This window comes from Vibrio pomeroyi (assembly GCF_024347595.1).
Classification (GTDB): domain Bacteria; phylum Pseudomonadota; class Gammaproteobacteria; order Enterobacterales; family Vibrionaceae; genus Vibrio; species Vibrio pomeroyi.
The window spans coordinates 2,693,971-2,713,436 of sequence record NZ_AP025506.1; the positions used below are offsets into that span (position 1 = coordinate 2,693,971).

15 protein-coding genes are annotated in these 19,466 nt (G+C 45.2%); 2 read left to right on the forward strand and 13 right to left on the reverse strand.

From position 1 onward, the window contains the following. Positions 1–50 precede the first annotated feature (50 nt). The 5 genes from OCV12_RS11710 to znuA form a co-directional block, all read right to left on the reverse strand. On the reverse strand, positions 51–281 hold the full coding sequence (locus OCV12_RS11710) for a FeoC-like transcriptional regulator (protein WP_017630655.1): 231 nt from the start codon (positions 279–281) through the stop codon (positions 51–53). Beyond that, positions 278–2,551 carry a Fe(2+) transporter permease subunit FeoB gene (gene feoB / locus OCV12_RS11715; protein ID WP_261884720.1) on the reverse strand — a complete coding sequence of 758 codons (2,274 nt, stop codon included), beginning with the start codon at positions 2,549–2,551 and terminating at the stop codon, positions 278–280. Before feoB ends, OCV12_RS11710 begins: the two co-directional genes overlap by 4 nt. Further along, the gene (locus OCV12_RS11720) at positions 2,552–2,773 is read right to left on the reverse strand and encodes a FeoA family protein (RefSeq protein WP_008221191.1); all 222 of its coding nucleotides are present in this window, start codon (positions 2,771–2,773) and stop codon (positions 2,552–2,554) included. Positions 2,774–3,504: 731 nt separating this feature from the next. Then, positions 3,505–6,888: a helix-turn-helix domain-containing protein gene (locus OCV12_RS11725; RefSeq protein ID WP_261884721.1), complete on the reverse strand. Its 3,384-nt coding sequence runs from the start codon at positions 6,886–6,888 to the stop codon at positions 3,505–3,507. A 247-nt stretch (positions 6,889–7,135) separates the two neighbouring features. Further along, positions 7,136–8,026: a zinc ABC transporter substrate-binding protein ZnuA gene (znuA, locus tag OCV12_RS11730; protein ID WP_176680245.1), complete on the reverse strand. Its 891-nt coding sequence runs from the start codon at positions 8,024–8,026 to the stop codon at positions 7,136–7,138. An 83-nt stretch (positions 8,027–8,109) separates the two neighbouring features. Here znuA and znuC point away from each other — a divergent pair, with 83 nt between their 5' ends. Together znuC and znuB are read left to right on the forward strand one after the other, a co-directional pair. Further along, positions 8,110–8,892 (forward strand): zinc ABC transporter ATP-binding protein ZnuC, encoded by a 783-nt coding sequence (gene znuC / locus OCV12_RS11735; protein ID WP_176680246.1) that lies wholly within the window; start codon positions 8,110–8,112, stop codon positions 8,890–8,892. Beyond that, positions 8,892–9,677, forward strand: a complete 786-nt coding sequence (znuB, locus tag OCV12_RS11740; protein ID WP_017630651.1) for a zinc ABC transporter permease subunit ZnuB — start codon at positions 8,892–8,894, stop codon at positions 9,675–9,677. The genes znuC and znuB overlap by 1 nt, the downstream gene beginning before the upstream one ends. A 132-nt stretch (positions 9,678–9,809) precedes the next feature. On the opposite strand, the gene sucD is transcribed toward znuB, so the two are convergent. The 8 genes from sucD to sdhC form a co-directional block, all read right to left on the reverse strand. Beyond that, positions 9,810–10,682, reverse strand: a complete 873-nt coding sequence (gene sucD / locus OCV12_RS11745; RefSeq protein ID WP_004734209.1) for a succinate--CoA ligase subunit alpha — start codon at positions 10,680–10,682, stop codon at positions 9,810–9,812. After that, positions 10,682–11,848, reverse strand: coding sequence for an ADP-forming succinate--CoA ligase subunit beta (gene sucC, locus OCV12_RS11750; RefSeq protein ID WP_010436793.1), 1,167 nt, complete (start codon positions 11,846–11,848; stop codon positions 10,682–10,684). Before sucC ends, sucD begins: the two co-directional genes overlap by 1 nt. 206 nt (positions 11,849–12,054) lie before the next feature. Next, positions 12,055–13,263 (reverse strand): 2-oxoglutarate dehydrogenase complex dihydrolipoyllysine-residue succinyltransferase, encoded by a 1,209-nt coding sequence (gene odhB, locus OCV12_RS11755; RefSeq protein WP_009847318.1) that lies wholly within the window; start codon positions 13,261–13,263, stop codon positions 12,055–12,057. Between the two features lie 21 nt (positions 13,264–13,284). Continuing rightward, a complete protein-coding gene (gene sucA, locus OCV12_RS11760; RefSeq protein WP_017630648.1) occupies positions 13,285–16,101 on the reverse strand; it encodes a 2-oxoglutarate dehydrogenase E1 component in 2,817 nt (938 codons plus the stop codon). A gap of 97 nt (positions 16,102–16,198) precedes the next feature. Further along, a complete protein-coding gene (locus OCV12_RS11765; RefSeq protein ID WP_010436773.1) occupies positions 16,199–16,912 on the reverse strand; it encodes a succinate dehydrogenase iron-sulfur subunit in 714 nt (237 codons plus the stop codon). 12 nt (positions 16,913–16,924) lie between these two features. Then, positions 16,925–18,691, reverse strand: coding sequence for a succinate dehydrogenase flavoprotein subunit (sdhA, locus tag OCV12_RS11770; RefSeq protein WP_019820485.1), 1,767 nt, complete (start codon positions 18,689–18,691; stop codon positions 16,925–16,927). Further along, on the reverse strand, positions 18,692–19,039 hold the full coding sequence (sdhD, locus tag OCV12_RS11775) for a succinate dehydrogenase, hydrophobic membrane anchor protein (RefSeq protein ID WP_010436768.1): 348 nt from the start codon (positions 19,037–19,039) through the stop codon (positions 18,692–18,694). Continuing rightward, entirely contained in the window at positions 19,033–19,425 is a 393-nt protein-coding gene (gene sdhC / locus OCV12_RS11780) for a succinate dehydrogenase cytochrome b556 subunit (protein ID WP_261884722.1), read from the reverse strand. The genes sdhD and sdhC overlap by 7 nt, the downstream gene beginning before the upstream one ends. Positions 19,426–19,466 lie beyond the last annotated feature (41 nt).

Here is a 19,466-nt window from a genome sequence, read left to right on the forward strand (position 1 = left end):
TTTCTAATTTTCTAACCTCGCCGTTCTCAACGAGTGTATGCAGGTCTGAACTACATCATCACGTTAAGCGACAGGCCATCTTGTTTGCTGATTGTGTAGCGAATGCGCGTTGTATGGCCATGCTTGTTAGTATCGACCAAGCGAGAAATTTTCCCTTTCTTGACCCACACACCCAGCATCGCATCGACGCCATCTTCACTCATACCAAACTTTGCGGCGAGTTCTTTACGAGCTGCGACACCTTGGCTGTCTATGTATTGATGAAGTTCAGTTAAGATCATACGACTTGCACCTCTAGCGCTTTCTGCTTGTTACCAATTTTCTTGAACACGCGATATGTCACCACAAAGCCACCAGCAATTACCACCATCCACACAGCACTTGTCACTGGGTGTGCAGCAAAGTTTGCCGCTTGGTAATAGAAGGTCGCACCAAAGTAACCAAGCGCCATCGTCCAAACTGCAATGAAGCGTGCGAACGTCTGGCCAAACTCACGTACATAAGCACCCATCGCAGCAACACAAGGCGTGTAAAGCAGGATAAGAATCAAGTAAGCGAATGCCGCGTGGCCAGAAACAAACTTATCTTTCAGGTTACCAAAGATAGATGAATCGACTTCTTGATCTTCAGCCACTGAGCCAGAGTCTGATAAATCACCCACTTCAATACCTAGTGGATCTGAATAGCTCAGACCAGACAGGTTTTCAGGAATCGTCATCACCGCTTCTTGCAAGCTTGCTGCTAAATCAAATTCAGCCGCTTCTTCATCAGAAGGCGTTGTGTATAGGCTATTTAATGTACCTACAACGGCTTCTTTTGCGAAGATACCTGTAATGATACCAACCGTCGCAGGCCAGTTTTCTTCAGTAATACCAATTGGTTGGAACACAGGGGTCACAACTTGTGCCGCTTTAGACAACACAGAGTTCTCGCTGTCTTCGTTACCGAAGCTGCCATCCATACCTAGCGAGTTCAAGAAGCTCAGGATTGCCACAACCATTACAATTGTTTTACCTGCGCCAAGTACGAAACGCTTCAGTTTTTGCCATGTTTTTAGCATCACGTTTTGCACTGTCGGCAATTCGTAATCTGGCATTTCCATTACTAAGCTATCGCTGCTACCTGGGTAAATGGTGTTCTTAAGGAACAGACCCGTGAACACAGAAGCAACAATACCCATGATGTACAGAGCGAATACCACGTTTTGTCCAGCCCCAGGGAAGAATGCAGCGGCGAACAGTGCGTATACCGGAAGACGAGCACCACATGACATAAACGGCGCCATTGATGCAGCCAGTTTACGTTCGCGTTCTTGGTCAAGAGTACGAGTTGCCATGATTGAAGGTACGTTACAACCAAAACCAAGCACTAGTGGTACAAACGCTTTGCCCGGCAAACCAATCTTCTGCATGACTTTATCAAGTACAAATGCCGCACGCGCCATATAACCTGAGCTTTCAAGAACTGCTAAGAACAAGTAAAGAGCTGCAATCACCGGAATGAAGGTCGCAACGGTTTGAATACCACCACCGATACCATCGGCCAATATAGTGACTAACCAAACAGGTAAATGACCATCTAATAGGTGATGTCCACCATCGACCAAGATTGCCCCAACACCGATATCAAAGAAGTCGATAAACGCACTACCGATATTGATAGAGAACATGAACATCAGGTACATGATCACAAAGAAGAAAGGAATACCGACCCATTTGTTCAAAATGAATTGGTCTGCTTTTTCTGTGAAGTTGCGGCTTAGTTTGCCTTCGCTGCGACGAACACGTTTACAAAGGTCATGTAAGAATGTGTATTTCGCGTCGGCGACTGCAAGGTCAATATCAAAGTCAGCACCAAGACGTACGCCATCAATTTGAGTACGAGTCTGCGGAGCCAGTCCATTCAAGACCAAGTAATCATTTTCTAAAGCACGAATAGCCAGAGCTCGGTGAGAAACGTCAGCATCATCAAATTGTGATTCAACAGAAGGGATAAGAGCTTCTAATGCTGCGTCGTAATCAATAGAGATAGGATCAAGGCTCACACCTTGAACAAGCAATTTATGTAGGCGTTCTTTAAAGCGAACCACTTGGCCTTTATCGTTTGCAGACAAGCTTAATACTGGACAACCTAGCTCTTTCTCAAGCGCTTTAAGGTTAATCACCTGACGCTCACGCTTTAGTACATCCATTTTGTTCAATACCACGATCATTGGGCGACCCAATTCTCGCAGTTGTAATGTCATGTATAAGCTTCGTTCCAGACAACTAGCATCTACCACATTAATGATTACGTTTGCTGGATGAGTAAGAACGGCACGAGATGCAATCGACTCATCGATGCTGTTAGCGTCATTGCCACTGTCTAGTGCGTAGATACCCGGTAAATCGGTAAGCTGGAACTGATCACCAGCGTGCGAATATACGCCCGTCTTCTTTTCTACGGTTACACCAACCCAGTTACCAACGTGCTGTTTAGCACCAGTCAGTGCATTAAATAATGTTGTTTTACCACTATTCGGGTTACCAACGGTTAGAACTTGATAATCCATTTAGATAACCTCGATTTGTTCTGCGATGCTTTCACGAATGGCAATTGAAACCCCTCTCACTTCAACTTGAAGCGGATCACCCATAGGTGCACGGCGAATCAGAGTCACCTCGGTTTTTGGCAACATACCCATGACCATGAGTTTTTTTCTAACTTCTGGTGTTAAACCTGTTAGTGCAACAATAGAAGCCGCTTTGCCTTGCTCTAGTTGTGAGAGTTTCATTTCATAAGTACCCAATTCGTGACTGATAATGAGAAAGATTGTTATTAACAGCATGATACACATACATGACCACAATTCTATTGTGTGAAATCAATGTTTTCGAAAATACATGCTCGTAAATTTCGTTAAAAACGTTTACGTCAAAAACGTTACTTTCAACAAACAACGAGAACTACCTCACTAGTACAAATTCACAGAAACAGCGACAAATCATTAATTATCAATAACTTAAAATAATGTCGGTTTTCTCATGACCATCTGTCGTTAATTTTATAAGTAAAATAAGTACCTGGACGTATAGTTACTCCATCGAAGAGAAACTCCTTCTCTTTAATTTTATTCCAGAGGTGATGTGGCTTGCCATATCACTCCGGCAGCAAGCGAAGGTGTCTTTGGCACCCGTGGTATAGTCCCCCCGGCTATACCACGATATTTTTTTCTTCCTCTTGTTTATCCCAAACATATTTCTAAATCCCAACTCTCGTTATCTCGTTATCTCGTTATCTCGTATCTCGTATCTCGTATCTCGTATCTCGTATCTCGTATCTCGTATCTCGTATCTCGTATCTCGTATCTCGTATCTCGTATCTCGTATCTCGTATCTCGTATCTCGTATCTCGTATCTCGTATCTCGTATCTCGTATCTCGTAGGAGCATAAAAAAGCCCCGACACGAATGTCGAGGCTTAGAGTATCTTTATCTATGTGAAAGTAGAGTGGATCCGCAGTGAACTACTCCTCGTTGTTTTCAGCAAACTTAGACGGCGACATACCGAAGTGATGCTTAAACCTTTGGCTAAAGTAAGAAGGGTCATTGAAGCCCGAGTCAAACGCAACATCTGAGATCTTCTCTCCTGCAAGGAGTCGCTCACACGCATGCTCAAGGCGCACTTCATTCAAGTGTTCTTTAAAGGTCTTGTTATAAGCCAACTTAAAGCGTCTCTGTAAACTTCTCTCCGACATGAACAGATACTTAGCAGCAGTTGCAGTGCCGAACTCCGCATCAGCGTAGTGCGCACTAACAAGCTGCGACACTTTATTCTTCCATTCTTGTTCAGCGGTCAGCTTTTGTTGTTCTGGTGTTGAAGCCGCAAGCTTAATGGTTTCAATCTGTTCTATTGTGCTTGCTTCAAGGTCATCCAACATCTGATATTCAATCGGCCAAGAAAGCTGAACCTTGTTCTGAGAATCAGACACAAAGGCGTTCAACTCACCACCGCTCTGATTCATCAACAAAGGAAGCTTCTCAATATTAAGGTCAGTCGACTTACCATTGTTATCACTGATGCTTGACGCTAATTTAGGGAAAGGCATCCCATGATCTCGAATCGTAACAACAAGATGCCCTTTTACCTCTTCGACTAGCACAACCATACTCTGCGACTTAAAGTTACGCTTTATGATGCTCGCCACTAGGCTATTGAAGATAATATCGAGATTAAAATACAGTAAGGAGACATGTCTTTGCTTGGTCTCGACTTTAATATCCAGTTCAATACCGGCTTTCACTAAATCGTCCTGCCAAGCCTTGAGCACCGACTCCAAGATTAAAATCATGTCGTAACAAACCGCTCCCTCACCTTGTTGGCTATTACTCAACTGAGCTAAACCATTCTTCAAGGTCAAGATAGGTGACTTCCCTTGGTCATCATTCCAATTCGGGAGCATGGCCGCGATATTATTCACTTCAGAAGACAGCTCTTTTGCGGTGTGAGACACAAGCGCATTTTTAACCGATAGCTGCTTTTTCAGCTGTTGATTGGTCGTCAACAAGATACGACTCTGATGTCTCAGCTGATCCGTTTTTAGTGCAACTTGCGCCTTTAAGTGCCTGTTGGCAAAAGTAACATAACGGGAACGCCAAAATACCAAGATGGTCACGACACAGATGAGCAAGATAAGAGAACTCGCTGCCGCCCAGTTACTCAGATACCAAGGTTCTGCAATCGAGAAGCTTTGATTGGTTGAGACAAATCGGTAATGGGAGTCCTTCACTGGCTTAACTTCAAGCGTGTAGTCACCAGGAAGAAGATGATCGAGCGTTAGCAAGCCCCCTTCAAACTCACTCCAAGGTTCATCGTCGCTCAGTCGATACTCCATAGCAGGAGCAAACGTCGCCGGTAAAATACCCAATTTGAAACCAATCGATGAACCATAAGGGATCTCAGCTAAGTCGGCAGTCTTGCCACCCAAGGATACCGTTTGTTGGTCTACGCTAATCTTACTCAGCAACGCGCGACTATGAGGTGTCGTGGATACCAATAACTCATTCGATAATGCACTCACCACACCATACTTTGAGCCTAAAACGAGTCGTGAAGATTGACTCTCTTCACTGTAAAACAACGCACATGCACCTTCCGCCAGTTCGTTGGTAATCAATCCAAAAGGAGAGCCAATGTGTTTATGCAGTTGACCATCTAAACCGTAGTAACTGATGCCTTTCGAAGACCCTAACCACACTCCATTGTCATCGCTGATCAAACAGTTAGGGCTAATATTATCTTCAACGAGGGTGATCTCTTGAATCGCTGAGCTGTCATAAGGAATTCGATACACGCCGTAACTGCCTGCGAACCATTGAGCCCCATCTTTGGCTTTTTCAATATCGACGACTTTGCCAAATCGTTCACTTGAGCGACTAAAGCTGATTCGCTTATCAATAAAAGAATAAAAACCGTGGTCTGTGCCTATATAGACTCGACCTTGTAACCCTATATTGAGATCGGTGATTTTGGCTGGCAAAAACTTATCGACTAACCAATCAATGCCATAGCCCGTTAAATTCATCGTATCAACGGAAAGAGAATAAAGGTTCTGCCCAGAGGTCATCCAAAGCAGGTTGTTAGATTGAAGCGCAAAATTTTCAACATGCACCCCATCAATCGCTCTCGGTAAATCGAGTGCTTCAGGTTCTAGTGTATCGGTATTAAAGCTAATAATGCCTTCTTCGGTAGCCAACCAAATCGAAGAATCAAAGATGACAAAATCCCGTACAGAATCCGAATAGACACGAACCGGGCGTTCTTCGCTTTGAGAATCGACAAAATAGAGCCCCATTGAAGAAGCAACCCAAGATAAGTGGTCACTAACAGGTTGCACTTTGTTGATCACTACACTGCTCGAGTGCATCCCCATTCCGGTTAATGGTGTTCTTGAGAATGTCTTACTGAACAGTGAAAAGTAGCGGATACCATTATTAGTCGCCACCCACATACCACCAGCGTGGTCGTTAATCAATGAGTATATTTTCTCACCCGGTAACGAGAAGTCTTGGTTAGTCGCTTGGTCGAATCGCGTAATGTGACCTGTAATAAAGTTATAGCTAATTAAGCCGTGCTCGGTACCAATCCAATATTGGTCTGAGGTTTCAGCGAGTGAAAGTACATGAGAGCCACTGACTTTTACCTCTTTCTCTGGATTCGCAAGATCGACGATCACCGCCCCCTTCAAGGTGCCAATCACTAACTCACGTCTCGCATTCGAAAAATAGACCGTCTCTATGTGATTCTTCTCTGAGGCTGTTACATGGGTAAATTCTTGATTTTCAGAAAGGTAAACGCCTGAACTGGTCGCTAGTACCCATTTTGATAGCACCCACTCAGCGTCATTTATCGAAATGTCACTGCTGTTGTTGTAGCGATACAACTTGAGCAATGAGTAAGTATTAAATTCTAAGGTCTGAGTGTTGTAGGTATAAAAATTACTGCCGTCGGTCACCCAAATATAATCGCCGGATGCACCTATGTTTGAGATTTCAGCGCCTGGGCTTAAGCTAAACGCCAGTTCGTTGCCAATGCCCGGACTGTGTCGGTACACTTCATTATCGAAAAAAGTCCAAAATTCATCATTAAGGAACGCCACGTTTTCAGAGGAAAACTGCAACAAACTGCCCTTTCTCGGAAGCAGAGTTCGACCATCATAAAAAAGTACTTTTCCATGAACATCATGAACCCAAAGCCCGCCTCCGGCACCGAGATATAGATTTTTGGCCGCAAGAAAGTTCCCTTGCGCTTGAACGGGCAAAGGGTAGAAAACAGAAGGTGATGTATTTACCGCAAGAACGCTAAATGAAATGCTCATTAACATGAACATTCTGAAGATAATCTGATACAACTTTTAATCCTGAACAGCAACAACACGTGAAGTTTCGGCTGCCGCAATGTCTTAACGTTGCTTAAACCAAAACTGAGTTTTTTTGTGCTTATTATTATCTTTCTATTTTAGCGGAAATTAACAAAGGAGAAAGGAGGTTTGCGATTTGTTGGAAGGTTTTATCTTAGCGGTCACGAAAATGCCGCAAAAAGCGGCATGATTCATAAATTAACGAGAGCAAAGTAGAGTAAGGAATACTCTCTAGCGATTACTTAGCACTTAGGCAGCTCGTGTAGCTGTCTGTAACTTGTTGAAGAAAATCGAAATAACTTCCGCTCTTCACTTCAACCGTTGAACCGATTGGATCAAGTTGACCTTGCTTCGCATTGCTTCCGCGAGTCACTGATTCGATGACAGCAGGCGTAAACTGAGGCTCAGAGAAGACACACTGAACATTCTCACGTACTAAGGTTTTCTTGATAGCAATTAGGCTTTTTGCACCCGGTTTACGTTCAGGGCTTACCGTGAAGTGACCTAGGTTATTCAACTCAAACTCTTGCTCAAAGTAGCCATACGCATCATGGAACACGTAGTAACCTTTATCTTTTACTGGCGCAAGTTGCTCGCGAATTGACTGCTGTTTTTCTTTCAGAGTAATCAAGAATGAATCTAAGTTCTCTTGATACGCCATTGCGTTGTCAGGGTCAGATTCAATCAACTTAGCTGAGATGTATTTTGCTGCTACCTCAACTTGATCAATGCCTAACCAGAAGTGAGGATCATGGCTGCCGTGGTTATGGCCTTCATGAGCATCGTGATCATGCTCTTCATGTCCGAACTCTCTCAAGTTAATACCAGGGATCTCACTGATCTGGATAACGTTCTCTTTTGAACCAATCACTTTCGTCAAGAAAGCTTCTAGGTCAGGACCGAACCAAACCACCATGTCTGCACTGTGAACTTTTTTCACGTCAGATGGCTTAAGCGCATAATCGTGCGGCGAAGCGTTGCTGTTCATCAACACGCCCGGTTCACTAACGCCTTGCGTTAATTCCGTCACAATCATTTGAATTGGTTTAAAACTTGTTAAAATAGTATTGGCACTTGCAACACTTGGCGCTAAAAGCAAAGTAGCAAGTATAAAAGATGAACGTGACATAATCCCTCGATAATAGAAAAGTAGCTTAGGCTTGAGGTAAATGTTACATTATAACATTAGCGAATTGCAAATGAGTTCTATTCATGGATAACTTAATCCAACTAGATTCTGTGAGCGTCGAATTTGACGGTCGAAAAGTTTTAGACAACATCTCTCTAAATTTAGAGCGTGGCAGAATCACTACCCTAATTGGGCCTAATGGCGCGGGAAAATCAACCTTAGTTAAAGTACTACTAGGGCTCCAGAACAAATATTCAGGAAAGATCACCAAATCAAAAAAACTAAAAATTGGTTACGTTCCTCAAAAGCTAAAGCTGAACGACTCTCTGCCTCTTAATGTAGAGCGTTTTCTTAAGCTCACCGGAAAATTCAGCAAACAAGAAATTCTAGAATCTTTGATGCTAGTAGGCGCTGAACACCTAATAAAAAGTAACATGCACCAACTGTCTGGTGGCGAAAACCAACGCGTGCTGATCGCTCGCTCACTATTGAAAAGACCCGACCTGCTCGTTCTTGATGAACCCGCACAAGGTGTTGATGTGCAAGGCCAAATCGATCTTTACGACCTGATCGATTCCATCCGTCACCGCTTTGGGTGCGCTGTGTTTATGGTTTCACACGACTTGCATTTAGTGATGGCAAAAACAGACGATGTGATCTGTTTGCATCACCACATCTGCTGCTCTGGTGCACCAGCTGACATCAAGCACCACCCTTCTTATATCGCGCTGTTCGGTACTGCGGTTCAAGAGAGTTTGGCTTTCTACCACCACCAACATGACCACCATCACCATGACTTGGCAGGCCAGCCAGTTTCTGGGGATGTGCACGACTGCTCCAACCATAAACACGGACATCACCACTAATGCTTGAGTTTCTTCTACCTTCTATTCTTGCAGGCTTAGGCATTGCTCTTATTGCTGGTCCACTGGGTTCGTTCGTGGTGTGGCGCAAGATGGCTTACTTTGGTGACACCCTTGCACACGCCTCACTAATGGGCTTAGCGCTTGGCTTCCTGTTTAACATTAACTTGTACTTCGCGCTGCTGATCTGTTGTTTGATGCTGGCTGTGTTACTCGTGACATTGCAAAAACAAAAACTGGTCGCGACCGATACCCTACTCGGTATTTTGGCGCACAGTGCGCTATCACTTGGTTTGGTTGCTGTCAGCTTCTTAGATAATGTTCGTGTTGACCTGATGAGCTACCTATTTGGTGACTTGCTGGCAGTCTCTCCGACCGATTTGGTGTTCATCTATGCGGGGGCTGCTGTGATAGGGCTGGTACTGGCTATCTTTTGGCGACCACTATTATCAACGACGGTTAACGAAGATCTCGCGGCTGTTGATGGTATAAACATTGATTTAATGCGTCTGATTTTGATGCTGCTTGTTGGCATAGTGATTGCTGTCGGTATGAAGTTTGTGGGTGCACTAATCATGACATCACTACTGATTATTCCTGCAGCAACGGCAAGGAAGTTCTCCAATACACCTGAGCAGATGGCGTTCCTAGCATCGATTATTGGCTCTATCTCTGTATTCGGTGGATTAAGCTTGTCTTGGTTCTATGACACGCCTGCTGGCCCGTCTGTGGTTATCAGTGCAGCTGCGATGTTTATGCTATCTCAAATGGTGAAGACCCGAGCGTAATCTTACGATTCTTATCTCGTATCTCGTATCTCGTATCATTGAAGACATACAAAAAAGGCTTGGTCAGTGACCAAGCCTTTTTAATATCATTCAGTTAGTTAGCTTCTATCTCAATCGATAAAAGTTAGCTGATTACCAACCTGTGATTTCACGTAGGCCTTTACCGATGTCAGCAAGAGACTTAACTGTCTTAACGCCTGCTGCTTCTAGTGCTGCGAATTTATCTTCAGCAGTACCTTTACCGCCAGAGATGATTGCGCCTGCGTGGCCCATACGTTTACCCGGAGGAGCAGTAACACCAGCGATGTAAGAAACAACTGGCTTAGTTACGTTCGCTTTGATGAACTCAGCTGCTTCTTCTTCCGCAGTACCACCTATTTCACCAATCATTACGATTGCTTCAGTCTCTGGATCTTCTTGGAAAAGTTTTAGGATATCAATGAAGTTTGAACCTGGGATTGGGTCACCACCGATACCAACACATGTAGACTGACCAAAGCCTTCATCTGTTGTTTGCTTAACTGCTTCGTACGTCAGAGTACCTGAACGAGATACGATACCTACTTTACCCTTCTTGTGGATATGACCAGGCATGATACCAATCTTACACTCATCTGGAGTAATAAGACCTGGACAGTTAGGACCGATCATGCGAACGCCAGTTTCTTCTAGCTTCACTTTAACGTCGATCATATCTGTTGTAGGGATACCTTCAGTGATCGTTACGATCAGTTCGATACCGGCATCAATCGCTTCTAGGATTGCATCTTTACAGAAAGGTGCTGGTACGTAGATAACGGTTGCTGTTGCGCCAGTTACTTCTACGGCTTCACGTACTGTGTTGAATACTGGAAGGCCTAGGTGAGTTTGACCACCTTTACCAGGTGAAACACCACCAACCATTTGCGTACCGTATGCGATAGCTTGGTCTGAGTGGAATGTACCTTGACCGCCAGTGAAACCCTGACAGATTACTTTAGTGTCTTTGTTAATTAATACAGACATTATTTAGCCTCCGCAGCAGCAACAACTTTCTGAGCAGCATCTGTTAGAGATTCAGCTGCAATGATATCAACATCAGAATTAGCAAGTACTTCGCGACCTAGGTCTGCGTTAGTACCTTCTAGACGAACAACTACAGGAACTGTTACGCCAACTTCTTTAACCGCACCGATAATACCTTCAGCGATCATGTCACAACGAACGATGCCACCGAAGATGTTTACTAGTACTGCTTTAACATTGTCATCAGAAAGGATGATCTTGAATGCTTCAGCTACACGTTCTTTTGTCGCGCCGCCGCCTACATCAAGGAAGTTTGCTGGCTTGCCGCCGTGTAGGTTTACGATATCCATCGTACCCATCGCAAGGCCTGCACCGTTAACCATACAGCCAACGTTGCCATCTAATGCTACGTAGTTCAGTTCCCACTGTGCTGCGTGTGCTTCGCGCTCATCTTCTTGAGATGGATCGTGCATTTCACGTAGTTTAGGCTGACGGTACATCGCGTTTGAGTCGATGTTGATCTTGCCGTCTAGACAAAGCAGGTTGCCTTCGCCAGTTATTACAAGCGGGTTGATTTCTAGTAGAGCTAGGTCGTACTGAGAGAACATTTGGCCAAGACCCATGAAGATCTTAACGAACTGTTTAATTTGATCGCCAACTAGACCAAGTTTGAACGCAAGTTCACGGCCTTGGTAAGCTTGAGGGCCCACTAGAGGATCGATCGCTGATTGGTGAATTAACTCTGGAGTTTCTTCAGCGATTTTCTCAATGTCCACACCGCCTTCAGTCGACGCCATGAATACAATTTTGCGCGTTGCTCGGTCAACAACAGCACCTAAGTAAAGCTCATTAGCAATGTTCGATGCTTCTTCAACTAGGATCTTTGTTACAGGCTGACCATTAGCGTCTGTTTGGTAAGTCACTAGGTTTTTACCTAGCCACTTTTGTGCAAACTCTTTAACGCCTTCTTTCGTGTCATGTAGCTCTACGCCGCCCGCTTTACCGCGGCCACCAGCGTGCACTTGACACTTAACGACTTTCTTGGCTGTACTGATACGACCTGCAGCTTCGAAAGCTTCTTGTGCAGTATCACATGCGAAACCTTCTGGTACAGGCAAACCGAATTCTGCAAACAGCTGTTTGGCTTGGTATTCATGCAAATTCATTTTGATATTCCGTTTATTTTCCCTTAAGGGATTATTATTTCCATAACGACACAGTTTCCTGTGTTACGTCTGTAGGGTCTTCTCAAATAAACTGCTGTCCATTTTCTAATGGCTTTACAGTTCAAGTGAAGGCCAGACGTTGAGCAGCCTAGCCTTTGAAACTTTTTACGTCTAGCTAACTGGGTTAACTAGACGTTTTAGCGATACTAAACGTCTAATAGCAGACGTGCAGGATCTTCTAGTAGCTCTTTGATGGTCACTAGGAAGCCAACTGATTCACGGCCATCGATTAGACGGTGGTCGTAAGAAAGCGCTAGGTACATCATTGGTAGAATCTCTACCTTGCCATCAACAGCCATTGGACGATCTTGGATTTTGTGCATACCCAGGATTGCCGCTTGAGGCGGGTTGATGATTGGCGTAGACATTAGAGAACCAAATACACCACCGTTTGTGATAGTGAAGTTACCGCCCATCAGTTCATCAACAGTTAGCTTGCCGTCACGGCCTTTGATTGCTAGCTCTTTGATGCCTTTTTCTATGTCAGCGAAACCTAGTGTGTCACAGTCTTTCAGTACTGGAGTTACTAGACCACGTGGCGTTGATACTGCCATGCTGATGTCGAAGTAGTTGTGGTAAACGATATCTGTACCATCAATAGAAGCGTTCACTTCTGGGAAACGTTTTAGCGCTTCTGTTACTGCTTTCACGTAGAAAGACATGAAACCAAGACGCGTGTCGTGACGCTTCTCGAATTGGTCTTTGTACTGCTTACGAAGGTCCATGATTGGCTTCATGTTCACTTCGTTGAAAGTAGTCAGCATTGCTGTGCTGTTCTTCGCTTCTAGAAGACGGTTAGCCACTGTCTTACGTAGGCGAGTCATAGGTACGCGTTTTTGGCTACGAGCTGCTGCTGGCGCTTCAACTGCTGGTGCAGATGCTGCTGCCGGAGCCGCTTTCGCTGCTGCTAGGTGTGCGTCAATGTCTTCACGAGTAATACGACCACCAACACCAGTGCCTTTAACGTCAGCTGGTTGTAGGTTGTGCTCTGCAAGCAAGCGACGAACAGCTGGGCTTAGTGCGTCGTTGCTCTCTTCTGTAAGAGCCGCTTTGTGGCGCTTATCAGGAGAAGCTTCTGTATCTTCAGTTGTATCTTTCGTTGGTTCACCAGCGACAGCACCCGGCTTGATTTTAGCCAGAAGCTGTTTAGAAAGTACTGTAGCACCTTCTTCTTCGATGATAGCTTCCAGAACACCCGCTTCAGGAGCCGGTACTTCTAGAACTACTTTATCTGTTTCGATATCTACAATGACTTCATCACGTGCAACCGCTTCGCCCGGTTTTTTGTGCCAAGTAGCAACTGTTGCATCAGCCACAGATTCAGGTAAATCTGGAACCAGAATTTCAATTGTCATGTGCGTATTTTCCTTTTACTTCTAGTTCTTAAGTAGGGTCAAAGCGTCGTCAACTAACGCTTTTTGTTGTTTCAAGTGTACCGACATATAGCCAACAGCTGGTGATGCTGATGCAGGACGACCTGCGTATTGAATATCAGCACCCACTGGGATAGCAGCTCGGAAATTATGTTGGCTACTGTACCAAGCACCTTGGTTTTGTGGCTCTTCTTGACACCAAACGTAATCGACTACATTCGTGTACTGTGCAATTGCAGCTCTCACGTCCTCGTAAGGGAACGGGTAAAGTTGCTCAATACGCACAATAGCGACATCGTCTTGCTCGTTCTTACGTCTTTGGTCAAGCAGGTCAAAGTAAACCTTACCTGAACAGAACACGACGCGTTTTACGTTCTCAGGAGCCAGATCATCAATTTCTGCGATAGCTGGTTGGAACGTACCTTCTGCCAAATCTTCCAGAGAAGAAGTACACAGAGGATGACGAAGCAATGACTTAGGTGACATTACGATCAGAGGACGACGCATTGGTCGAACAACCTGACGGCGAATCATGTGGTAAACCTGAGCTGGTGTTGAAGGAACAACAACCTGCATGTTTTGTTCAGCACATAATTGAAGGTAACGCTCAAGACGTGCAGAAGAGTGCTCTGGGCCTTGACCTTCATAACCGTGAGGAAGCAGCATAGTTAGACCACATAGACGTGCCCACTTTTGCTCACCTGACGAAATAAATTGGTCGATAACAACTTGTGCACCGTTTGCGAAGTCACCAAATTGTGCTTCCCAAAGGGTTAGACCGCTTGGCTCTGCTGTTGCGTAACCATACTCAAATGCCAGTACCGCTTCTTCAGACAATACCGAGTCAAACACTTGGAATGGCCCTTGCTTGTCATGAATGTTCGCAAGAGGAACATACGTGCTTGCATCTGATTGGTTGTGCAGTACTGAGTGACGGTGGAAGAACGTACCACGACCAGAATCTTGGCCAGAGATACGAATACGCTTACCGTCATCAACCAGTGTTGCGTATGCCAGAGTTTCAGCCATACCCCAATCGACTTGTTTCTCACCATTCACCATGGCAGTACGATCGTTGTACAGTTTATTGACTCGGCTTTGCAGCTTATGGCTGTCTGGGTATTGGCAAAGTTTGGTACCAAGCTCTTTCAGGCGCTCGATATCAATCTTGTTATCCCATTCGATGTTCCAGTCGTGACCTAGGTAAGGAGACCAGTCCACAGAGTGAAGTGCCATTGGGCGCCACTCTTTAACCACAACTTCACCGTGATCAAGTGCATCACGATATTCGTTAACTAGTTGAGTTGCTGTATCAATACCAAACTCACCGCGCTCCATTAGCACGTCAGCGTAAAGCTTACGTGGTGTTGGGTGCTTCTTGATTTTTTGGTACATCAAAGGCTGTGTTGCATTCGGCTCATCGGCTTCATTGTGACCGTGACGACGGTAACAAACCAAATCAATAACAACATCACGCTTAAACGTATTACGGTAATCCAATGCAAGACGCGCAACGAACGCAACCGCTTCTGGATCATCAGAGTTAACGTGGAAAATCGGAGCCTGAACCATCTTCGCGATATCAGTACAGTACATCGTAGAACGAGTATCGCGTGGGTTAGAAGTTGTAAAACCAACTTGGTTGTTTACAACGATACGAACCGTACCACCTACACAGAAGCCACGAGCTTGAGACATGTTAAACGTCTCTTGTACTACACCCTGACCAGCGATAGCTGAATCACCGTGGATAGTAATTGGAAGTACACGGCTGCCGTCACTATCACCAAGGCGATCTTGGCGTGCACGTACTGAACCGATAACTACCGGATTTACGATTTCTAAGTGAGATGGGTTAAATGCAAGTGCTAAGTGAACGTTGCCGCCTGGCGTTGCGAAGTCCGCAGAGAAGCCTTGGTGGTATTTCACATCACCAGTACCCCACGTGTCATCGTGCTTACCCGCAAATTCGTCAAACAGGTCTTGTGGCTTTTTACCAAGCACGTTGACCAACATGTTTAGACGACCACGGTGAGCCATACCAACAACAACTTCACGCATTCCTTGTCCGCCAGCATGACGAATAATTTCTTTCGTCATTGGGATAAGCGCATCACCACCTTCCAACGAGAAGCGTTTCGCACCTGGGAATTTCGCACCAAGATAGCGCTCAAGACCTTCAGCTGCAGTTAGCTCTTCTAGGAAAGCTTGCTTTTCTTCTTTATTGAAAGAGGGTTGACCAGACACAGACTCTAAACGTTGTTGAATCCAACGCTTTTGCTCTGTATTTGTCATGTGCATGTATTCAGCACCAATAGAACCACAATAAGTCTGCTTTAGAGATTTGTATAAATCTTTAAGCACCATCGTCTCTTGGCCAATCGCGTAAGAGCCGACGTTAAACGTCTCATTGAGGTCATCTTCGGTAAGAGTGTGGAAAGAAGGATCCAGCTCTTCAACTGTATCTCTTTTCCATAAACCTAGGGGGTCTAGATTTGCTGATTGATGCCCTCGGAATCGATAAGCATTAATTAGTTGCAGAACCTTTACTTGTTTCGCATCGACATCTGGATCACTAACTTGGACACTGTAATGCTTTGTTTCTTGAGCGAGTCGACGGAAGTATTCACGAACACGAGAGTGTGGTTGTTCCACTGTCTCTGAAGCTTGCACAGGCAGTTCTTCAAAAACACTTCTCCATTCGTCACTTACCGAATCTGGGTCACTTAGATACAGTTCATAGAGTTCTTCTACGTACGTTGCATTGGCGCCAGCCAAGTGTGAAGACTCGAGCCATGCCTTCATCACGCCGTTGTGCATATTTTCCCTTAACCAGTAGTTTTCACGTTTGCTGCGGTCTATGCCGAGCTATTAAAAGGCCGCCCCAAAACTTCTAGGGCGGCAATTTTTATATAACTTAAACCGAACGATTCACCAACATGGTCTTGATGTGACCAATAGCTTTCGTCGGATTTAATCCCTTAGGACAAACACTTACACAATTCATGATGCCATGGCAACGAAAAACGCTAAATGCATCATCAAGATCGGACAAACGTTCGTCTGTCGCTGTATCTCGGCTATCAATTAGCCAACGGTACGCTGCAAGTAGGCCTGCTGGTCCGATGAATTTGTCAGGGTTCCACCAGAACGATGGGCAAGATGTAGTACAACATGCACACATGATACATTCGTACAATCCATCTAAGTGCGCGCGCTCATCAGGGCTTTGTAAGTTTTCACGTGCCGGTGGTACATTGCCATCAGACACTAAGAATGGCTTCACTTTCTCGTAGTTATCGTAGAACTGGGTCATGTCTACAATCAGGTCACGAACAACAGGTAAACCAGGCAGTGGACGAATCACAATCTTGTCTTGGCCAGAAAGCGCAGACAATGGAGTGATACACGCCAGACCGTTTTTACCATTCATGTTCAAACCATCCGAACCACATACACCTTCACGGCATGAGCGACGGAATGAGATAGTTGGATCTTGCTCTTTCAACAGAATAAGCGCGTCCAAAAGCATCATGTCTGAACCTTCATCCACCTCTAGGGTGTATTCCTTCATGTAAGGCTTCTGGTCGACATCTGGATTGTAACGGTATAAAGAGAAATTCAGTTTCATGGTCATATCTCCTTAGTACGTACGTGCTTTTGGTGGGAACGCTTCACGATGGATAGGTTCCATGTTTACACCACGCTTAGTCATGCTCTCTGACTCTGGATTGTAAAGAGAGTGGCATAGCCATTGCTCATCATCACGGTCAGGGAAATCGAATCGAGCGTGTGCGCCACGGCTCTCTGTACGGAAGTTTGCAGCAACCGCTGTTGCGAATGCAGTTTCCATCAGGTTTTCAAGCTCTAGACACTCGATACGTTGAGTGTTGAACTCTGTCGACTTGTCAGATAAGTGTGCATTCTTCAGACGCTCGCGAATCGCTTTAAGCTCTTCTAGGCCTTCAGCCATTGCTTTGCCTTCACGGAATACTGAGAAGTTATTCTGCATACATTGTTGAAGATCTTTACGGATTTGCGCTGGATCTTCGCCGTCAGTACTGTTTTCCCAACGGTTGTAACGTTCTAGAGAACGCTCAATGTCTGCTTCAGTTGCTGGTTTCGCTTCGTCTTGCTTCTTCAGAGTCTCACCTAGGTGTAGACCTGTTGCACGACCAAATACCACCAAATCAAGTAGTGAGTTACCACCTAGACGGTTCGCACCGTGTACTGATACTGATGCGATTTCACCACAAGCAAATAGACCTTGGATTTCAACATCAGTGCCATCCTCAGTTTGCTTAATAGCTTGACCAGAAACTTGTGTTGGAACACCACCCATCATGTAGTGACATGTTGGGATTACTGGGATTGGCTCTTTTACTGGATCAACGTGAGCAAAGGTACGAGACAGCTCACATACACCAGGAAGACGAGATTCAAGTGTCTCTTTACCTAGGTGATCAAGCTTAAGCTTGATGTGTGGACCCCAAGGACCATCGCAGCCGCGACCTTCACGGATTTCAACCATCATTGAACGAGCAACAACATCACGACCCGCTAAGTCTTTAGCGTTTGGTGCGTAACGTTCCATGAAGCGTTCGCCGTCTTTATTCAGAAGGTAACCACCTTCACCACGACAACCTTCCGTTACCAATACACCTGCGCCAGCGATACCCGTTGGGTGGAACTGCCACATTTCGATGTCTTGCATTGGAACACCAGCACGAATCGCCATACCAACACCGTCACCAGTGTTGATGTGTGCGTTAGTTGTCGAAGCGTAGATACGACCAGCACCGCCAGTAGCAAGGATTGTTGCCTTCGCTTTGAAGTAACAAACTTCGCCCGTTTCCATACAAAGCGCAGTTGTACCTAAGATTGCACCGTCTTCGTTCTTAACAAGATCCAGTGCATACCACTCAGAGAAAACCGTCGTTTTGTGCTTAATGTTTTGTTGGTAAAGCGTGTGAAGCAGTGCGTGACCAGTACGGTCGGCTGCTGCTGCGGTACGAGCCGCTTGCTCACCACCAAAGTTTTTAGATTGACCACCGAAAGGACGTTGGTAAATAGTGCCGTTCTCGAAACGAGAGAAAGGCAGGCCCATTTTTTCAAGTTCGATTACCGACTCAGGACCGTTTTTACACATGTATTCGATAGCGTCTTGGTCACCGATGTAATCAGAACCTTTAACGGTGTCGTACATGTGTTGTTCCCAATGGTCTTCGTGCGCGTTACCAAGAGCAACAGTGATGCCGCCTTGTGCTGAAACCGTATGAGAACGAGTAGGGAAAACTTTAGAAAGCAATGCACAAGATAGGCCTTGCTCAGAAATTTGCAGTGCGGCACGCATACCTGCACCACCAGCGCCGATAACTACGGCATCAAACTCACGAACAGGAATAGTCACTTACGCACCCCACAAAATAAACAGACCAGAGAAGAAATATCCAAGAAGAACTGCAACAACACCGACTTGAAGACCAACACGCAGTTTTGCGCATTTGATGTAGTCAGTTAGTACTTGCCATAGGCCGATCCACGCGTGAACCAAAACAGAAGTAAGCGCTAACATGGTGAAGACTTTAGTGAAGGTTCCACCAAAGAATTGCGTCCAAGATGCGTAAGAGATATCACCAGAGAAAGCACAGAAGCTCACTAGGTAGATAGTGTAAAGAGTCATAATGATGGCAGTTGCACGAATCAGTAGATAATCATGAACACCATTACGACCAAAAGTAGAAACGTTGTTTACCATACGAAGATCCCCGCTAGTAGAGACAATACCGCTGTTGCTGCGAATGCAACCTTAGCGCTCTTAGCGCCAGATTCCAGCTCTTCAAAGTGACCTAGGTCCATAAGAAGGTGACGAATACCACCAGCAATGTGGTAAGCCAAAGCGGTTAGAATGCCCCACAGAATAAACTTCACGAAGAAACCGTCGACAATGTCGCTAGCTTCCATAAAGCCTACTGGGGATGAGAGGGAAGTGGATAGTAACCAAAGCAGAATTCCAATCGCGACAAAAGTTATCACCCCAGACACACGGTGTAGGATGGAAGCTATTGCAGTGATAGGAAAGTGGATGGTCTGTAAATCTAAATTAACAGGTCTTGTCTTTCTTTCTTTCACGGGCTTGCTCACTCAGCTCCATTGAGCATTATGGTCATTAAATAACCTTATGA